We start from the raw sequence: 17979 nt of genomic DNA on the forward strand, positions 1-17979 counted from the left end.
GCGGCATCAGCCTTTACAGCGCCCCCGTGTTTAGCGATGAACAGGGTGATCTTGCAATGATCGCCAAGAAAGCGCACCCCTAGGGAAACTGGCAGAAACCCTGCGTGTGAGAGGATACAAGACCCGGCATGATTCCGACCAAAGCTGATTCCGTTCCGGCCCACAACGCCCTCAAGACGGAGGCCCGCACCTGGTTTGAAGCCCTGCGGGACAAAATCTGCGCTGCTTTTGAGCAGATTGAAGAAGACGCCGTGCAGAAGGGCAGCCCCATTCTGGCCGGACATGAAAAAGCAGGCCGCTTTGAACGTAAAAGCTGGGATCGACTGAATCAGGATGGCACACCCGGCGGTGGCGGCGTGATGGGCCTGATGTATGGGCGTGTGTTTGAAAAGGTGGGCGTGAACGTTTCCACTGTGGAAGGCACATTCAGCCCGGAGTTTGCCGCTACTATTCCCGGCGCTTCAGAAGATCCGCGCTTTTTTGCCACAGGCATCAGCCTTGTGGCCCATATGTGCAACCCGCTGGTGCCTGCGGCCCATTTCAACACCCGCATGATCATCACGACACAGGGCTGGTTTGGCGGCGGCGGAGATATCACCCCCATGTTTCCGGCGTCCGAGGAAGCCATTGATGACGCCGCCCGGTTTCATGCCGGTTTTGAGCAGGCCTGCGCCAAGCATGATCCGGAATATTATCCGCGCTTCAAGGCGTGGTGTGACAAGTATTTCTACCTTCCCCATCGCAATGAACCCCGTGGTCTGGGCGGCATTTTCTATGACCGGCTGGATAGCGGCAACATTGCCGAAGACTTTGCGTTCACCAAGGACGTAGGTCTCGCATTTCTGGAAACCTATCCGGAGATTATCCGCGGCCGCATGATGGAGCCGTGGACACCGGAGCAGCGCGATGCACAACTTGTTCGCCGTGGCCGGTATGTGGAATTCAACCTGCTGCATGATCGCGGCACACTGTTTGGCCTGAAAACCGGAGGCCACACGGAAGCCATTCTGATGAGCATGCCGCCCGAGGTAAAATGGCCCTGATAGCCAGCCCTGATTTTGCCGTGTTGCGTTTTTAAAAGCATCAGGCGTGCAGCGGGCCTTTTCCCTGACCGCGCTATGCCTGCAGAAAATGGTCAAGTATAAGGACCAAAGGGGATTGTACAACGTGCCAGGTCGAAAGCAGACAGAGCAGCCCGAACAAAAACACGTCCTGTCCCGCAGGATGATGATGGCCGGACTGTTCTCTGGCCTGTATTCTGTTGCCAGCGTTTCAACCGCCCGTGCCGGGTCCGCCATCCCTGCTCCTCTTATTGTCGCGGGCGTGGCGGAAAGCCAGTGCGGGCAATGGGCCTCTCTGCTCGCACCCATTCTGGCGGATGAACTTCAGTATTCCTCCGCCTTCCCGCTGACCACCACTACCGGGTGGGACGGTGTAACCGGCGCAAATCTGTTTGACACCCAGCAGGAGCAAGCCACGCCCCCCGCAGGGCTGATGGTGCCGGGCACCGCTATTCTGGCCGCGTTGGCGGGGATAGCCGCGTTCATTATGATTATCAGCGCTGGGTTCCTACTTTTCTCAGCCACCAGCCTACTGTTGTGGTGGGCAAGGCCGCGCTGCATCGGTCTGTTGCCAGCATTCTGAAGGGGCAGCCGCTTCGGGTAGGGGTCTCCCGCTATACCGGGCCAGAACTTCCCACCCTGCTGGCCCTTGATCTGTTGGGTATGCGCCCTCTGCCTCTGACTGGTTTCGGCACGGCGGAGGCTGCCTTACAGGCCTTGCGGGCCGGCACGGTGGATGTGATCCAGCTTCCGTTTGATGTCGATTTTTCAGGCCGGATGGCAGCGCTGCAGGAAGACGGGTTTCTCCCGCTTTTTTCCAATGCGCCTGCCAACAGCCCCTTCCTGCGGCAAGGTCTGCCTTTGGATTTCAACACGGTTTTTACGCAGGAACGGCACCGGACTCCCAACGCGCTGCTCTATCAGGCGTGGTCTGCCACCGCGACCGCCACTGCCATAAAAGCCGGATTGATGCTGCCCATTCTCTCTCTTCCGGCCACGGTGGCGCAATGGCGGCACGCCAGCCAGATCGCTGCTGCATCCCATGATCTCAAGGCCCATGCGCGGGATGAAAACCAGATCGTGCTCACGGGGTCCGCCTGCACCAGCGCCTATGCCACCATGATGCCAGACCTTAGCGTTGTGCTCGCCCTCCGACGTTGGCTGGCCTTCAATGTGCCCCGGTGGCGGGATGCGCCTTTAGCCCCGGCGGCGGCGCAGCAATACGCGGACTGAGCCCTTGTTCCCCGCATGCGGGTAGGACAGGCCAAGCACCCGGCCGCGAATTTCCGGGCGAGCGAGCCAGTGGGGCAGTTCACGCCGCAAAATACCGCCCTCCTGCCCGGAGCCAAGGCCGGTGATAATTTCCACGCACCGCAGGCCTCGCACCTGCGCAACATCCATGAATTCCATCAGCCGCCGGAACGCTTCCTGCGCAACCAGCCCATGCAGGTCCAGCCGCCGCTCCACCCGCATGTCTCCCTGTGAAAACGTACGCCAACTGTAATTATCCACGCCGGGATAGCGCTTCCCAATCTCTTCCGTAGGGTGAGGCGCATGTTGCACCCGCACGGCCGGTTGGGCAGGTGGCACAAACAAGGGCACATCAACGGTGCGCATCCGGCGCTTGCGCGGCAGAGGCCGAACAGACGCAAGCGGAGGCACTTCACTCGCCGCTTCAGCCGTAGCGGGTGTTTCCCCTTCGGCTTCCGCGCTGGAACCGCTTCCATGCAACGGCACAACATCCCGCATGACGTGGTACCACAGCGTCTTTTCCTCTTCCTGTAACCGACGCCGCTTCACCACACCCTTGTCTCCCGTTATCCGCGTGCAACCCCATAAAAAAAGCCCGCCTGCAAGTCTATCACCTGCGGGCGGGCCTGTTTCAAGCAAAGAACCGGATATTACTTGGCCATATCAGCCAGAGAACGACCTTCATATTTACCGGTCAGTGTTTTCAGGAACGCCACGATATCCGAAACATCCTGATCTGTAATGTCATGATCAGGCGTCTGATAACGGGCCATCTTGCGCACAGCCTCATCAAGCGTCTTGGCGCTACCATCATGGAAGTATGGTGCGGTCTGATCAATGTTGCGCAGGGTGGGCACCACAAAACGGAAGCGGTCATCATTATTGTGGGTTACCGCGTAACGCCCCTCATCGGCGTCCGTCACCTTGCCACCACGGTCTTTGAAGTAATCTCCTTCAAGCCCCATTGCCTCATAAGCACCGCCACCCAGTGCAATACCGCTATGGCAACCGGAGCAGCCAATCCGCTTGAAGGTTTCATAACCACGCTTGGCCTGATCACTGATGGCCGTAGCGTTGCCCTTCAGATACTCATCAAACGGGCTATCAGGCGTGATCAGTGTCTTTTCAAACTCGGCAATGGCCGTGGTGATGGTGTTCTGATCAATGCTCGCATTTGGCCCGAAGGCTGACTGGAACAGTTCCGTATATTCCGGATTTGCCTGCAATTTGGCAGCCACACCCGGCCAGTCGTGCGAGCCCATTTCAACCGGGTTCATCACGGGGCCACCAGCCTGTTCAGCCAGATCTGCCGCACGGCCGTTCCAGAACTGCGCCACCTTGAAATAGGCATCATAAACTGTTGGCACATTGATGGGGCCTTTCTGGCCGCCAATGCCCGTGGCTGTTGTCAGATGATCCACGCCACCATGGTTCAGATCATGGCAGCTTGCGCAGTTCAGCGTGCCATCACCAGAGAGGGTTTTGTCAAAAAACAACTGGCGGCCCAAGGCAACCTTGGCAGCATCCACCGGCACGCTTTCCGGAACCGGTCGCACAGGTTCGGCTGCAAATTTCTCGGCAGCCCCGGTATCCGCATAATATTTGCGACGCGTTTCTTCCACCCAGTGCAGAATGGACTGGCGTTCGGCATCAGACAGATGCGCATGCCAGTGCATCAGCAGGTACATGGTGGGGGGCATGCGGTTCTGGGTAATGACTTCCTCAATACGGGAAAGCTGTTCTTCCGTTGGTGGTTTGCCCTGATCAAAGGCTGCCAGCACCGGCTCTATCCGGAAATGGCGCAGACCTTCATGCAGATCCTTTTCCATCAACTGGTTGGCAACGGGCACCTTGAAATAAAAGGGCAGATCCCGGCCCGTAGCGTGGCAGTAGTCACACCGCGCCTCACGCAAGGCATTGAACGCAGCCAGAGCAACGGGGTCCTGCTTTGTCGGAGAAGTGGCGGGCAGTTCAGGCGCTGTCACATGGTCGAAATGCGTCAAAAACGCAATTGTCCCGCCATAAGCAAGAACACCCGCCCCGACCAGAGAAGCTATCAATCTACGCAACACCAAAACTCCTGATGATTTTTCAAATAATGCTGGAAAAGCTTTTATTCGTTCTCATCAGGGTTGTGTTTGATACATATCAAACAGTCAAATGGATTATTTTTATCAGAATGATGAAAGTTTTCGATCATCCTTCTTCAGTGCAGAGTTGATCCTCTTCCAGCCGCCTGCGGGCGATGGCCACATAATCCGCATCAATCTCAATTCCCACGCCCCGGCATGCCATCCGCTGCGCTGCCAGAAGGGTGGTGCCGGTGCCCATGAACGGATCAAGCACACTGGCCTCTTTCCGACCATGCAACAGAATACACTGTTCCGGCAGTGCTACGGGAAATGTGCCGGGATGATCAAATTTTTCAGCCCGGTCCCGCACAGTTTCATACGGGATGAACCACGCATCCCCCCGGCACCGACGGTCCTGTTTGTGGCCGCGCCGCGCAATGTTGGATTTATCCTTGTACGGCACACCCGCCGTCAGGCGGTCCAGCATCACATCCCCGTTCAGGGTAAAGTGAAACAGGTGTTCATGCCCGCGGTGCAGATACCGTTTGCTGTTCATGGGCTTGAAGTGGCCGAAGCTGTCTTCACCCACAGAAATGGATTTGACCCACGCAATATGGTTTTGCAGCACAAACAGCGAGCGCAGCCGTACCGCCAGTTCAAACGGCAGCCACGGCTGAGCGGATGATCCTGAAATATTGAGGAAAAACGAGCCATCAGGACGCAGCACGCGCTGCAACCCCGCGGCTACCTCCATCATCCAGTCCAGATAATGGGCTTCTTCCTTGCGGTCCGGATAACTGCGGTAAGACAGGCCAATGTTATAGGGTGGAGAGGTTACCACCACATCCACTGAATCCGCCTGCATGCGCCGCAGAACGCGCAGACAATCCCCACGCACAATTTCCTGCTGCCCAACCTTGTAACGCCGTGACCGAATCGGCGCGTCAGGCTCAGGCCGTCCTGATGCCTTCACGCACTACGCGCCGACGCCAGACGCCAGCTGCTGCCAGCCGTTCCCAGCAGACGCTCGAAGGTCCACAGGTCTGAAAATTCTGTCACGGCATCCATGCCGCTGATCGGCTGACCATCTGCCCCCAGAACAAGGCTGATCTGGTCAGACACAATGCGCACATCCACAGAAGCACCCACCCCAACAGCCAGTGGGGTCAGGCGGACATCTTCAATGCCCAAGGACCGAATCGTCTTGATCTCGGTCCGCTGCTTTTCCCCGGCAGCCTCACGGGAGGCAATGGCGGCTTCAAAAGAGGCATAGACAGCAGGGGTCAGTCGGTTTTTCAGCGTTGTGCGATCACCTTCCGCAAATGCTGTCACCACCTGCCGGAAGGCTGTCTGCACACCGGCCAGAAACTGCTGCGGCGTGAAGGACGCATCCTGCGCCCGAATATCGGCCAGCAACTGCCCTACGCGGGTTCCGGCAGCCGGAATATCATACTCCACCGCCTGTTCCTGCGGCACGGCTTTGCCGTCAATCACCACACCAGCCGGATCAGGCCGGGGTGCTACAGGCATGGGTGCAGGCTGAATGCCAACCCGCCGCCCCAGAACACTGCGCAGCCGCAGAGCCAGAAAGGCCGCCACAAGGGCAAAAAGAATCAGATCGACCGGGAAGTGGCCGAAGGAAAAATCCATCTTTCACATGTCCATTTTCTACGTGGCCGCCCCTTTGGCGCGGTGCACTCAGGAACTGGGCTTTCTTTACACATAGACAAGCCCCCTGCCTGTTACAATGAGCAGCCCGTATCACGCAGCCTTAATAAACGCTGCGCCCTTGCGAAAACCCCTGTTTTCTCACTATCTGCTAGAACATGATCATTCTGCGGCATTGCGAAAGCGAATTCAACCGGCTCTACACCCTGACAGGGCGAGACCCCGGTGTGGCGGACCCCTGTCTGTCTGCTCAGGGGCGCGAGCACGCGCGCCGGCTGGTGCACGAACTTGCGGGAGAACACATTACCCGCATTCTGGTCTCCCCTTTCACTCGCGCGCTGGAAACGGCGGCTCCCATTGCCAAAGCGCTGGGCATTACGCCGGAGATCACACCGCTGGTACGCGAACGCGGCATGTATTCCTGCGATGAAGGCTCTCCCGCCTCTGCCCTCTGTTCTGCATGGCCCCGGCTTGATTTTGCGGGTCTGGACGAAATCTGGTGGTCTGACCTGCCGGAAAGTGACCGCCATCTGCAAAGCCGGGTGCAGCGTTTCCGCTCCTTCATGGCGGCACAACCGGCCAGCGGAGAAACACTTGTTGTCTCGCACTGGTGGTTCCTGCTGGGCCTGTGCGGAGACAGTCTGGAAAATGGGGACTGGCGGCACGAGCACCTTTGATCAGGCCAGCAAGGCCGCTTTAGAGCGTGCCGTCAGTTAACCCGTGGCGATACTGACGAGAGAGCAGTTGAAAAGTCTGCGCCATAGCCCGGCAGAGGATTTTCACGTTAAAAAATAGTTTTTAATGCCCCCTGCAGAGCGAAGACAGTAAGCCCCGGAAGCCACCTGTTCCGGCATAAAAAGACCTGCGAGATCAATCAGGCAGACTTTGAAACAGCCACTTAGTCGCCGCCCCACGCTCTTTTCCCCTTGCAGAGAACGGCAGGAAGTGCCCTCTTTGTCTGGCCCCTGGGCCATTCGGACGGTTGGCGAAGGGACACCATCATGCTACCGCCGAACATCTCAGTATGACCTGACAAGAAAGCTGTTTTTTTCCATGTCTGAATCTGACCAGTCCACCCCGCCCGCCCTCCCGCTGGCCATTAACCTGCAATACACGCGGGATCTGTCCTTCGAGGTACCGGTAGGGGCAGAAATTTTTGCCACCCTGCGCTCTCAGCCCAACATTGCCGTGAACATTGATGTGCAGGCCAACCGCCTGCAGGATGATCAGGCCGTGTATGAAGTGACGCTGGCCATCAAGGCTGAAGCCAAGGAAGCACCGGAACAGGAAGGTGGCACGCCTGGCCGTACCGTCTTTATTGCCGAACTGGCCTACGCTGCCGTTGTTACCCTTACCAACCCGCCGCAGGAACTCATTGAGCCCATGCTGCTGGTTGAAGTGCCGCGCCTTATCTTCCCGTATGCCCGTAACATCATCAGCGATGTCACGCGTGATGGCGGCTTCCCGCCCATCGTGCTGCAGCCGATTGATTTTGTGGCCCTGTGGCAGGCCAAGCGCGCTGAATTCCCGCAGACCGCAGGCAACGCCTGATCTAACGGCCCGCGAGAGGGGAGTTCAGACTTCCCTCCAGCACACAGAAAGGCTTTCAGGCATCCGCTTGAAAGCCTTTTTTCATGCGAAAATGCGTTTGCTCTTTCTGACTGCGCATACTCAGCAAACCTTTGAAAAATCTGCCAGATCAGCCTGGCTGGGCTTTTCGGGGGTGAACGATAAAGGCATCCTGCATGGAATTTTCGTCCAGACGCCACAGCTGCCTCATCAAACGGAAAGCCTTCAGGTCTTTACCCCTTTGAATCCGCCTGTCCGCCTGTCCGCCTGTCCGCCTGTCCGCCTGTCCGCCTCAAAAATCCCGTATCTGTCCTGCCTGTTCAACCTTTTAAGCGGTCTTCCCGCGACGTCCCATACCCTCACCTGAGAGACGCTTTTTACGGAAGAAGACTACGTGGCAGCACAGGAACCGTTCGGGGCTGCTCCCATCCAGTTTACAGGCGCCCCCATCTTTGCCCTCCCGATGCTGACACTGCATTGGCACTGACTTTTCGATCTCACCCGAAGCGGAAATGAAAGCGCGGCTAAGCGGTTAAGAAAGCTGGCGGCAGACGGAAGAAGATGAAGAACCAAACCTGCGATAGGAAGGGATCTTAGAGTTACTCCCTACCTGCACGCCCCCAAGGCCAGCAGAAGTGCTGCAGCATTAGGGTGCGGAGCTATACGCACATCCCGCCACCCAGCATGGCGGAGGATGTCTTCTGCTGCTTCAGACATCACGATCGCCGTGGCAGCCGCGGCCTGAGCCAGCAGAGAACCGGGAAGAGCTTTCAGCCACCCCCGGACACTCTCGGCGGAAAAAAACAGAATATGGCTGATTTGCCCTGCGGCCAGCACGCGCTGAACCTCGGCTGACATCTCATGCACAGGACGAGCCTCATACGCCACGCGCCGCACGACCCGGAACCCGACCTGTCTGAGGTCCGCAGCCAAGCCCGTCCCCTGCCCTGCACCTGAAAGCAACAGCAATAACCCGGCCTGTGGTGTCAGAGCGTCCCTTAGCAAGGTTGCCAAGGCCTCCGCATCCCCCTGAGCACTGACCACATGCGCAAACCCCGCCGCCTGCGCGCGCTGTGCAGTGCGATCACCCACCGCATAAACGGGTGTATCAAGCGGCACAGCCTGCCCGGCGGAGGGCACAGCCTGCCCGCTGGTGAGCACAACCGCCTGTATCTTCCGGCGCAAAGGCGGCACGATACGAGGCAGAATTTCCAAGGAAGGGGAAGAGTACGCGCGCCACCCAGCCGCCTGAACGGCAGCCATTGTCTCGGACAAGCCTGGTTCTGGCCGGGTCACAATCACACCGGTGGAATGGCGGGCAGGAACGTCTTCTGGCTCGCCTTTTTTTAAACCGTAGGAAGCGTTGGTCCCGCTGGTCCCTTCTGGCAGGCTGGCCTCTTCAGTCTCGACATTGAAGGGCACGCGGCCTCTGGCAGCCTTTTTCCGTGAGGAAGAGGCTGTCAAAACACAGCCTCCTCATTCCTCAAAAATGTCATCCGGGCTATCTGCCCGCAGGCTTTTGCCCAGTTCATGGCCAAGATAGGCCGCATCTTCCGGCGCGCCGCTAATCGCCCGCTTGAGCAGGAAGGATCCATCCTCCCGCGCCACAAGACCTGTCAGATGCAGTTTGGGCTCTTCTCCCGCCACAACGGGAATAAGCTGCGCATAACCGCCGATGGGGGTGCGGCAGGACCCATCCAGTTCGGCCAGCAACGCGCGTTCGGCTGTGGCCACGGCGCGAGCTTCATAATCCTCAATGGCTGCCAGCAGCTCACGCAGCTCAATATCGTCTTCACGCACCGTAACGCCCACAATCCCCTGCCCCGCAGCAGGCACCATTACGGTGGGGTCCAGCACAATATCTGCACGCTCCGCCATGCCCAGACGGCGCAGCCCGGCCAGTGCCAGAAGCGTTGCGTCACACTGGCGCGCGGCGAGTTTATCGATTCGCGTCTGCACGTTGCCCCGCAGCAGACCAAATTGCAGGTCTGGCCGTACATGCAGCATCTGTGCCTGCCGCCGCACGGACGCACAGCCCACCAATGCACCCTGCGGCAGAGCGGAATACGGATCATCCGGATCTGTCTGCACAAGATCAGGACCAAGGATCAGCGCATCACGCGCATCTTCGCGCTTCAATGTGCAGGCCAGCACCAGACCGGGCGGGAGATCGGTTTCAAGGTCTTTCAGGCTATGCACGGCAAAATCAATCCGCCCATCGGAAAGGGCTTCATGAATTTCCTTGGCAAACAGGCCCTTACCGCCAATTTCAGCCAGCCGCCTGTTCTGCACCTGATCGCCCGTGGTGTTGATCTGGTGCTCCTGAAACGCACCCATATCACGCAGCACCGGGCAGAAGCGCGTAAGCATGGTCAGGAACGCGCGCGTCTGAACCAGCGCAAGGGGAGACCCGCGGGTTCCAACACGGAGGGGCAGATGACGGCGGGCAGCGTGCCCTGCTGTCTTTTTCTGGCGGGCCGCCGCTTCAGCCGCAACTTTCTGCAGCGCGGACGAGGGGGCGGATACGGAGGGGTAGGCTGAGTCCATGAGTTGTGTCTATTACCGGGAACGATGAAAGGACAAGCAGCCATGATGCCCGGCAGGTCTGAAAACTTTGCGCCCCCGGTGGCTACACCGCCACGCCACGCGACATTCCGGCCACGCAACGCTTTGCCAGCCCTTTATACGGCACATCTGAAAAATACGGGAGAGACCTCGCCACAAAGGCTTCTGGCATCCCGCCGAACAGCGCGACCATACCATAATCCTCACATGTCTCTTCCCCGGCATATCCTGAAAAAACCATGAACCTTTCAAATTCAGCCTCTGAGCACAGCATGCCCGACCCTACTTCCAGCACACACGCCGCACCCATGCCGGGGCCAGTGCTCGCCATAGAATCTTCCTGTGATGAAACCGCCTGCGCGATTCTCTCCGCTAGTGGCGAGTGCCTCGCCCAACGGGTTGTGTCTCAGGACGGTCATGCAGATTTCGGGGGGGTGGTGCCAGAAATTGCCGCACGCGCCCATCTGGCTCTGCTGCCGGGACTCGTGCAGGCCACCTTGCAGGATGCGGGCCTCACACCCCAGCAGGTCGGGCTGATTGCCGCCAGCACGGGGCCGGGGCTGATTGGGGGGCTGATTGTTGGCAGCGGTTTTGCCAAGGGCATGGCGCTGGCGCTGGGTAAGCCCTTTGTGGCGGTCAACCATGTGGAAGCGCATGCCCTGACAGCCCGCCTGCCTGGCCTTGTGCCCGGTGGCGCGGCCTTCCCCTATCTGCTGCTGCTTGTTTCCGGCGGCCATTGTCAGTGCATTGCCGTGGAAGGGGTAGGCCGTTACCGCAAATTGGGCGGCACGATTGACGATGCTGCGGGCGAGGCGTTTGACAAGGTTGCCAAAATGCTCGGCCTTGGCTGGCCTGGCGGCCCGGCGCTGGAAAAACTGGCACGGGAGGGAGACCCCACGGCCATTCCGCTCCCGCGTCCCCTCATGGGCCGTGAAGGCTGTGATTTCTCGTTCTCCGGCCTGAAAACAGCCATTGCGCAGAAACTGGCCCCATATGGGCAAGCTCCCCTCCCCCGCCAGTTTGCGGCGGATCTGGCTGCCTCCTTCCAGCAGGCCGTTGCTGATGTGGTCGCCAACCGGATGGAACATGCCCTGCGCATGATGCCTGAAGCCAGACTGCTGGTTGCCGCTGGCGGTGTTGCCGCCAATACGGTGCTCCGTGCCCGGCTGGAAGATGTAGCCGCCCGGCACGGTTTGCAGTTTGCCGCCCCGCCCCTGCGCCTGTGCACGGATAACGCCGTGATGGTGGGCTGGGCGGCACTGGAAACCTGCCGTGAAGCCGCCGAACGCGGCCTGCCACAGCCCGACGACGCAGCCCTTCGCCCTCGCCCCCGCTGGCCGCTGGAAGACATGGCAGCTCGCTTCGCCCCGCAGGATATCCCGGCATGAACTATCGCCACGCCTACCACGCCGGGAACTTTGCTGACTGCATGAAGCATGCGCTTCTGGTGTCACTGATTGGCAGCTTTCTGCGCAAACCCACGCCCTTCATGGTGCTGGATACGCATGCGGGTATCGGCCGGTATGATCTGCGCTGCGAGGAAGCCGAAAAAACACAGGAATGGCGGACCGGCATCGGGCTTTTGACAGAAGAAGGGCCTGACAGTCCGCTCGCACCGTGGCTGGATCTGGTCAGGAAAGCGGGCGGCCCAGAGATATATCCCGGTTCACCCCTGCTGGTCTCCATGATGCTGCGGGAGCACGATCACCTGATCTGCTGCGAAAAACATCCCGAAGACAAACGTAGACTCTATGGCATCTTTACCCGCACCCCAAACGTCACTGTGCATGAACGCGATGGGTATGAGGCCTTGCGGGCTCTCCTCCCGCCGCAGACAGCCAAACGGGGCCTTGTGCTGATTGACCCGCCATTTGAAGAACCCAACGAGTTCGCACGGCTGGAAAACGCCGTGCAGACCATTCAGGCCCGCTTCTCCAATGGGATGATCGCCATCTGGTATCCCATCAAACACCGGACACCCGTAAGGGCGTTTCATATGGCGTTGCAGGATGCTGGGGTGCGGGACATTCTGGCGGCAGAACTGCTGATGCGCCCTCCGGTTGATCCGGACCACCTGAACGGTTCCGGTCTGCTGGTTATCAAACCGCCCTTTGGCTTTGCCGAACAGGCGAAAGCGCAGCTTGAACGGTTAAAAACCCGGCTTAACGCGCATGAATGGTCTGTTACGCAGATTGTGCCCGAATAGGACTGAAAGCCTCAGAGGCCGCCTGCCCTCCCGCCGTTGAAGGCAGGAGTTTCCAAAGCAGAGGGGCCTTGGCAGAAGCCGGATACACGGCAACCAACGCAGCCTTCTGCCGTCCGGGCCTCACAGCACTTTTGAGAAGAAGACGGTGGAAATCAGGCCGCCTTCATATGCTGCCAGATTTCCACGGCAAAACCCTGCACACCAGCCGCAAGAATCTGCACACCAATGCACAGCAGGACCAGTGCGGCCAGACGGCTGACAATACGGGTGCCTGTCACGCCCAGCATGGACACCAGCTTTTCAGAGCCAGAATAGGCGGCCCACACAATCAGCACCACGCAGACAGCAGCAATGGTGATGCCCAGTTCATAGGCCAGAAAAGATTCGCCTGCCGGGCAACCTGATCCCAATGCAATGGCTACGGCAATGGTGCCCGGCCCCACCGTAAACGGCATGGCCAGCGGAAAGAACGCAGAATCTGACCAGTTGGGGGACATGACGGTCTTGCCGCCTTGCAGAGCCTGCTTTTCCTTCTTTGCTTCCATGCTTTCCGGGCTTTGCAGCAGATTCCAGGCCCGAACAGCCACCACCAGGCCACCTGCCACCCGCAACGCGCTGACGGTAATGCCAAAGAACACCAGCACCTTGCCGCCCAGCCAGATGGACACCAGCATCAGCACAAAAGAATAGAACGCAACCAGCTTGGCCAATGCCAGAATTTCACGCCGGGAACGGCCTGTGGTGGCCTGCGCGAAAATAAGCGAGGCCCCAAGCGGATTGACGATGGAAAACAGGGCCGGAAAGGCCAGCAGAAAGGATGTGGTTGCCGTGGCAACCGGCATAACGCCTCCCGGCAGGAAGGAGGCGGTAAAGTGAGCAGACATCCCTTAACCCAGCTTATGCGGCCCCAGAGGAAGCCTCTCGAAAAATGGTCATGACGCCGGGACAGGAGGCTCGGCATCGCCGTCCTTATAGGCGGCGATCACACGAGAAGCGAGTGCAATATCATCCGCCGGACAACAGAAATTCAGCCCCTCGCTTCCCTCCAGCGGCCAGACATTCAGCCCGATATCATCGTAAATGCGCACAAAGGTGTTGCCTACCTGCCAGAACACGGGCTTCAGCCCTTCCTGCAAGGCCACATCCCGCAGCCGCCAGATGGCAGAAACACTATCATCTTCGGAACCCGCAGGGTCGCCCAGCCCCACCAGAAATTCACCACAGCGGCACAGGGGAATAACGGCCTCACCGGCTTCACCCGTCACATAGCCTTCCGGATGCATGTCCTGCACAGTGGGGAGCGCATGATCAAGCGTGTGGTAACGCTCATAGGCTTCAGCATCCCATTCCTGGATGGCAATGCGCCCCGGCAGCATAAGCCGCCCGATGACCACCAGAGCCAGCAGCACAGCAAGGGCCACTGTCCACCGTGCGGCACCGGATGCGGGGAAGACAAACACCATCTGCCACCAGCTTCCCGCCCCATGCCGCGTGGCCAGCGCAATCACACACCCGAACAGCAACAGCAGAGACAGCAGCGTGGACGCTGAAAGAGGTTCGCTCAACAGGCGCGCGTGACGATAGTAACAGGACCGGAAGGGCGCGATGAGAAACGCGGACAACCCAAGCATGACCGGCACAAAAACCGTATTGCCCCGCAGGAAGGTCATGACGGCAGCCATCACCAGCAGAAGCAGCGTGCCGCGCCATGCCAGCGTCACCCGTTGGGAGAGACCAATGCCCAGCCCGATCAGCCCTACCCCCATCAGCGAGAGCAGATAGGTGCTGATTGCCCCCACCCAGCCGAACCACGGCCCCTGCACCACCGCGTATTTGGCCACGGGGTCCAGCAGCACCAGACACACCAGCATGATGCCGCACAAGGAGACCGTGCCTGTTGCCACCGCAACGGAGAACCCGGCTTCACTTTCACGCACCAGTTGGCTGGGGCGCACCCGGCGCGGTTGGTCGGGATGTGCCTGCTTCTTGCGCTTCTTGGCCGCCAGCGCATCATCACCACGCAGGAACAGTTCATGCGCGGCAAACATGATACCCGCCAGAAAAAGCGGAACAATGTAGTAGAACAGGCGGAAAATAAGTACGACGCCCAAAATCTGCGGCGCGGGCATATAAGGCCCCAGCGCCAGCAGCATCGCACCATCAAACACGCCAAGACCACCCGGCACGCTCGCCACCAGTCCCGCCGTGTAGGAGGCGATATAGATGGCCAGAAAAGACCCGTAATCTATCCCGGCTTCAGGTGGCAGCAACACAAAGGCAATGGCAGCCGTTGCCGCCACATCCGCTGCGGCAACCACCGTCTGCAATACCGCCATGGTAGGAGACGGAAGGGAGATGGTCCATTTGCGGAAGGTGAACTCCCTTACCCGGAAGGCCAGCCCGATATAAGCCAGCACCACCAGCCACAGCAGCACACCCACAAGCGTGAGCACTGCCCCAGGCACATGGTTGCCCGCCATGGGAATAACTGAGGGCTCCCAGATCAGCACGCCACCAATCAGCACCGCCGCCCCAAGCAGATAGGTGGCGGAACAGAAGGCGATAATCTGCGCAATGGCGAAGGAGCCTACCCCCCAGTTACGGTACAGCCTGTAGCGTACCGCCGCCCCGGAAACCGCAGAAAATCCGAGATTGTGGGAGAGCACGTAAGAACAGAAAGCCGCAAACGCCGTGCGGCGGTAGGACAACTGTCCATACCCCACCTGCACCACGGCCAACCGATCATAAAACGAGAGCACAAAATAGGACAGAAAGGTGCACGCCACGCCCAGCCACACCCGCTTGCCGGGAATGGCCTCCATGGCGTGACGGATATCGGCAATGCGCAGGTGCCGCAGTTCATGCTGCACCACGGCAATGGCGGCCACCATAAGCAGCAGCCCCACAAGATGCGGCAGGTGCTTCAGCCACCGCCGCCATCCCTGAGGTTTAGGCTTGTGTTCCGGCTCCTGTCCTTGCGGTGATGAGGATACAGTCTTCACCATGGAGACAAAAACCCGCGCTTAGGCCTGCTGCTCTCGCAGCAATGCGGCCTCAATCAGCGCCACGGTTTCATGCACGCCATAAAGGGCGACAAACCCCCCAAAGCGTGGCCCTTCCTTCTGGCCCAGCAGAACTTCATACAGGCAACCGAACCAGCTCCGCAGCGGTTCAAATGTGTGCCGCTTGCCAATCTCGAACACCAGATTCTGCAAGGTTGCGGCATCCGCCGCTTCACCTTCATACCCACGCAGGCTGTTCGCCAGATCAACCAACGCTGTGCGTTCCTTGTCCGTTGGGGCACGGAAGGTTTTGGCCGGACGCACAAAGTCAGCGTAATAGGCAATGGCGTGCTGCACCAGACACGCCAGCATGGGGTGTGTTTCGGGCGAAACCGTTGCGTCATACCGGCGGATAAAGCCCCACAGCACTTCCGGGGTTTCCGCATTGGCCACACTGGCCAGATTCAGCAACATGCCGAAGGAGACCGGAGAGCCTGCGTTTTCGGCAATTTCACCCTTGTTGATGAACCACGCCGGATTGGCACGCAGGTCATTCCCCGTGAGGTCTGCGGCCTGAAGCGCCTTGGCCTTTTCAACATGGGTCAGATAATCATCCGCCGTTTTGGGGATGACATCAAAATACAGCCGCTTGGCGCGTTGCGGCTGATTGAACATGAACTGCCCAAGGCTTTCCTGCGGCGCATAACGCAGCCATTCTTCCACAGAAAGCCCATTCCCCTTGGATTTGGAGATCTTCTGGCCGTTCTCGTCCAGAAAAAGCTCATAAGTCAGACCAGCAGGGGGCTCGCCCCCCAGAATATGGCAGATGCGGCCAGACAGACGCACGCTATCAATCAGATCCTTGCCGGACATTTCATAATCCACGCCAAGCGCGTACCAGCGCATGGCCCAGTCCGCCTTCCACTGCATCTTGGCATGGCCACCGGTTACGGGCGTTTCAAACTGTTCGCCCGTGGCGGGGTCTGTCCAGCGCACCGTGCCGGCTTCCGGGTTCACGGCGTCCATTTTCACCTGCATCACCTCACCCGTGCGCGGGTGGAGGGGAAGAACGGGCGAGTACGTGGCGCGGCGGTCTGGCCCGAGAGTGGGAGCAATCACGCCCACCACTTCTTCATGCACTTCAAGAACGCGCTTCAGCGCCGCATCAAACCGACCGCTGGTATAATACTGGGTGGATGACGCAAATTCGTAATCAAAGCCGAAGCTGTCCAGAAAACTGCACAGGCGCGCGTTGTTATGGGCCGCAAACGACTCGTGCGTACCAAACGGATCGGGCACGCGGGAGAGCGGCTGGCCGATAAACTTTTCCAGCATCTCGCGGTTGGGCACGTTGTCCGGCACCTTCCGCAACGCATCCATGTCATCAGAAAACGCCAACAGCCGGGACGGGCGGCCGGTCAGCGCCGTATAGGCCTGCCGCACCCAGGATGTGCGCGCAACCTCGCCAAACGTGCCGATATGCGGCAGGCCAGAAGGGCCATAGCCGGTTTCAAGCAGGGCGGGCCGTGCATCATCATCCGCCCCGGCTTTAGCCGTACGGGCCTCAACATGCGTGGCAAGTTTCTGCGCCTCTTCAAAGGGCCAGGCGCGCGGAAGGGTGGGTTCGGTTTTTGTACGGCTATCTGACATGGCGCGAAAGCTATGAACTGGGCAGCGGCTGGTCAATCCATAAACACACACAGCCTGCGGTGTGTTTGCGCTTTTCTGAAGCATTGACCCCGCAGAAAGCGCGTTCCATCCTGCCACACATCTTCTGCTCCCAACCATCAGACCTTGCTGAAAGGACCGATTTTCATGGGTCGTATCGCTGCCCTTATTCTGATCGGGAACGAAATCCTGTCTGGCCGCACCCGGGACGACAACATCCAGTTTCTGGCCACAAACCTGGGGGAACTGGGCATTCCCCTACGGGAAATCCGCGTCATTCCAGACGTGCGGGAAACGATTGTAAACACGGTTGTGGAGTTCCGCGCCCGATTTGACGAGGTGTTCACCACCGGCGGCATCGGCCCAACGCACGATGATATTACCTCCCCCTGTGTGGCAGAGGCCTTCGGGGTGCCGTGGGAATTCCACCCGGCAACCTATGACATGCTGAAAGAACAGTTTGGTGAGGACTTCAACGCGGCCCGCCAGCGCATGGCCAAACTACCCCGCGGCGCCGTGCCCATCCCCAACCCAGTCTCCCGCGCGCCGGGGTTCAGCATTGGCAACGTGCATGTCATGGCCGGGGTGCCCCGCATCATGCGGGCGATGTTCCATGAACTTGCCCCTACCCTTAAACGTGGCAACCCCGTGTTTTCCCGCACCTGGTACACCACCTCCCTGTTTGAAGGCACGATTGCGGATGGGCTGGAAGCCATCCAGAACCGGTTTCCGGCGCTGGATCTGGGGTCCTACCCCTTCCATCGGGATGATGGGCGCCGAGGTGTGGCGCTGGTTGCCAAAGGCCAGAATACGGATGATGTGAATGAGGCTGCTCGGGCCATTTACACGCTGATCAAAGAAAAGGGCGGTGACCCCATTGAAGGAGAACCACCGCCCTGATCCGGTCAGTAAGGGGA

18 protein-coding genes are annotated in these 17979 nt (G+C 59.2%); 8 read left to right on the forward strand and 10 right to left on the reverse strand.

Features of this window, described 5'->3' with window-relative positions:
• Nucleotides 1–128: 128 nt before the first annotated feature.
• The 3 genes from hemF (at nucleotide 129) to ASN_RS01210 (ending at nucleotide 2294) form a co-directional block, all read left to right on the forward strand.
• On the forward strand, nucleotides 129–1043 hold the full coding sequence (gene hemF / locus ASN_RS01200; protein WP_058986976.1) for an oxygen-dependent coproporphyrinogen oxidase: 915 nt from the start codon (nucleotides 129–131) through the stop codon (nucleotides 1041–1043).
• 124 nt (nucleotides 1044–1167) lie between these two features.
• On the forward strand, nucleotides 1168–1644 hold the full coding sequence (locus ASN_RS01205) for a hypothetical protein (RefSeq protein ID WP_157765072.1): 477 nt from the start codon (nucleotides 1168–1170) through the stop codon (nucleotides 1642–1644).
• Complete coding sequence (locus tag ASN_RS01210; RefSeq protein WP_157765073.1) at nucleotides 1599–2294, forward strand: hypothetical protein; 696 nt, start codon at nucleotides 1599–1601, stop codon at nucleotides 2292–2294. The genes ASN_RS01205 and ASN_RS01210 overlap by 46 nt, the downstream gene beginning before the upstream one ends.
• Here ASN_RS01210 and ASN_RS01215 read toward each other — a convergent pair.
• From ASN_RS01215 to ASN_RS01230, 4 genes are all read right to left on the reverse strand, one after another.
• The gene (locus tag ASN_RS01215; protein WP_407922290.1) at nucleotides 2259–2951 is read right to left on the reverse strand and encodes a Smr/MutS family protein; all 693 of its coding nucleotides are present in this window, start codon (nucleotides 2949–2951) and stop codon (nucleotides 2259–2261) included. The two genes, ASN_RS01210 and ASN_RS01215, sit on opposite strands and share 36 nt — an antisense overlap.
• 11 nt (nucleotides 2952–2962) lie before the next feature.
• The gene (locus ASN_RS01220; protein ID WP_039905741.1) at nucleotides 2963–4381 is read right to left on the reverse strand and encodes a cytochrome-c peroxidase; all 1419 of its coding nucleotides are present in this window, start codon (nucleotides 4379–4381) and stop codon (nucleotides 2963–2965) included.
• Nucleotides 4382–4508: 127 nt separating this feature from the next.
• Nucleotides 4509–5357, reverse strand: a complete 849-nt coding sequence (locus ASN_RS01225) for a DNA-methyltransferase (protein WP_058986979.1) — start codon at nucleotides 5355–5357, stop codon at nucleotides 4509–4511.
• A complete protein-coding gene (locus ASN_RS01230) occupies nucleotides 5354–6034 on the reverse strand; it encodes a Tim44/TimA family putative adaptor protein (protein ID WP_006560134.1) in 681 nt (226 codons plus the stop codon). The genes ASN_RS01225 and ASN_RS01230 overlap by 4 nt, the downstream gene beginning before the upstream one ends.
• 176 nt (nucleotides 6035–6210) lie before the next feature.
• Between ASN_RS01230 and ASN_RS01235 the strand changes: the two genes are divergently transcribed.
• Both ASN_RS01235 and secB read left to right on the forward strand, forming a co-directional pair.
• Nucleotides 6211–6729: a histidine phosphatase family protein gene (locus ASN_RS01235; RefSeq protein ID WP_006560135.1), complete on the forward strand. Its 519-nt coding sequence runs from the start codon at nucleotides 6211–6213 to the stop codon at nucleotides 6727–6729.
• 376 nt (nucleotides 6730–7105) lie between these two features.
• Nucleotides 7106–7603 carry a protein-export chaperone SecB gene (gene secB / locus ASN_RS01240; protein WP_035379461.1) on the forward strand — a complete coding sequence of 166 codons (498 nt, stop codon included), beginning with the start codon at nucleotides 7106–7108 and terminating at the stop codon, nucleotides 7601–7603.
• 624 nt (nucleotides 7604–8227) lie between these two features.
• Here secB and ASN_RS01250 read toward each other — a convergent pair.
• From ASN_RS01250 to ASN_RS19805, 3 genes are all read right to left on the reverse strand, one after another.
• Nucleotides 8228–9085 carry a uroporphyrinogen-III synthase gene (locus ASN_RS01250; protein WP_231948318.1) on the reverse strand — a complete coding sequence of 286 codons (858 nt, stop codon included), beginning with the start codon at nucleotides 9083–9085 and terminating at the stop codon, nucleotides 8228–8230.
• Between the two features lie 12 nt (nucleotides 9086–9097).
• On the reverse strand, nucleotides 9098–10168 hold the full coding sequence (hemC, locus tag ASN_RS01255) for a hydroxymethylbilane synthase (protein ID WP_006558793.1): 1071 nt from the start codon (nucleotides 10166–10168) through the stop codon (nucleotides 9098–9100).
• Between the two features lie 82 nt (nucleotides 10169–10250).
• Nucleotides 10251–10427 (reverse strand): hypothetical protein, encoded by a 177-nt coding sequence (locus tag ASN_RS19805; RefSeq protein WP_167541274.1) that lies wholly within the window; start codon nucleotides 10425–10427, stop codon nucleotides 10251–10253.
• 31 nt (nucleotides 10428–10458) lie between these two features.
• Between ASN_RS19805 and tsaD the strand changes: the two genes are divergently transcribed.
• Both tsaD and ASN_RS01270 read left to right on the forward strand, forming a co-directional pair.
• The gene (gene tsaD, locus ASN_RS01265) at nucleotides 10459–11574 is read left to right on the forward strand and encodes a tRNA (adenosine(37)-N6)-threonylcarbamoyltransferase complex transferase subunit TsaD (protein ID WP_052051281.1); all 1116 of its coding nucleotides are present in this window, start codon (nucleotides 10459–10461) and stop codon (nucleotides 11572–11574) included.
• Nucleotides 11571–12392 (forward strand): 23S rRNA (adenine(2030)-N(6))-methyltransferase RlmJ, encoded by an 822-nt coding sequence (locus tag ASN_RS01270; RefSeq protein WP_058986981.1) that lies wholly within the window; start codon nucleotides 11571–11573, stop codon nucleotides 12390–12392. Before tsaD ends, ASN_RS01270 begins: the two co-directional genes overlap by 4 nt.
• A 152-nt stretch (nucleotides 12393–12544) precedes the next feature.
• Here ASN_RS01270 and ASN_RS01275 read toward each other — a convergent pair whose 3' ends face one another.
• Genes ASN_RS01275 through ASN_RS01285 form a run of 3 tightly spaced genes read right to left on the reverse strand, consistent with a single transcriptional unit; the run spans nucleotide 12545 to nucleotide 17044 of the window.
• The gene (locus tag ASN_RS01275; RefSeq protein WP_058986982.1) at nucleotides 12545–13276 is read right to left on the reverse strand and encodes a MarC family protein; all 732 of its coding nucleotides are present in this window, start codon (nucleotides 13274–13276) and stop codon (nucleotides 12545–12547) included.
• 48 nt (nucleotides 13277–13324) lie between these two features.
• Nucleotides 13325–15397, reverse strand: a complete 2073-nt coding sequence (locus ASN_RS01280; RefSeq protein WP_152833945.1) for a lysylphosphatidylglycerol synthase domain-containing protein — start codon at nucleotides 15395–15397, stop codon at nucleotides 13325–13327.
• An 18-nt stretch (nucleotides 15398–15415) separates the two neighbouring features.
• The gene (locus ASN_RS01285) at nucleotides 15416–17044 is read right to left on the reverse strand and encodes a lysine--tRNA ligase (RefSeq protein ID WP_058989041.1); all 1629 of its coding nucleotides are present in this window, start codon (nucleotides 17042–17044) and stop codon (nucleotides 15416–15418) included.
• A 165-nt stretch (nucleotides 17045–17209) separates the two neighbouring features.
• Here ASN_RS01285 and ASN_RS01290 point away from each other — a divergent pair, with 165 nt between their 5' ends.
• A complete protein-coding gene (locus ASN_RS01290) occupies nucleotides 17210–17962 on the forward strand; it encodes a competence/damage-inducible protein A (protein WP_035379305.1) in 753 nt (250 codons plus the stop codon).
• Nucleotides 17963–17979 lie beyond the last annotated feature (17 nt).

The organism is Acetobacter senegalensis, from assembly GCF_001499615.1.
In the GTDB taxonomy this organism is placed as follows: domain Bacteria; phylum Pseudomonadota; class Alphaproteobacteria; order Acetobacterales; family Acetobacteraceae; genus Acetobacter; species Acetobacter senegalensis.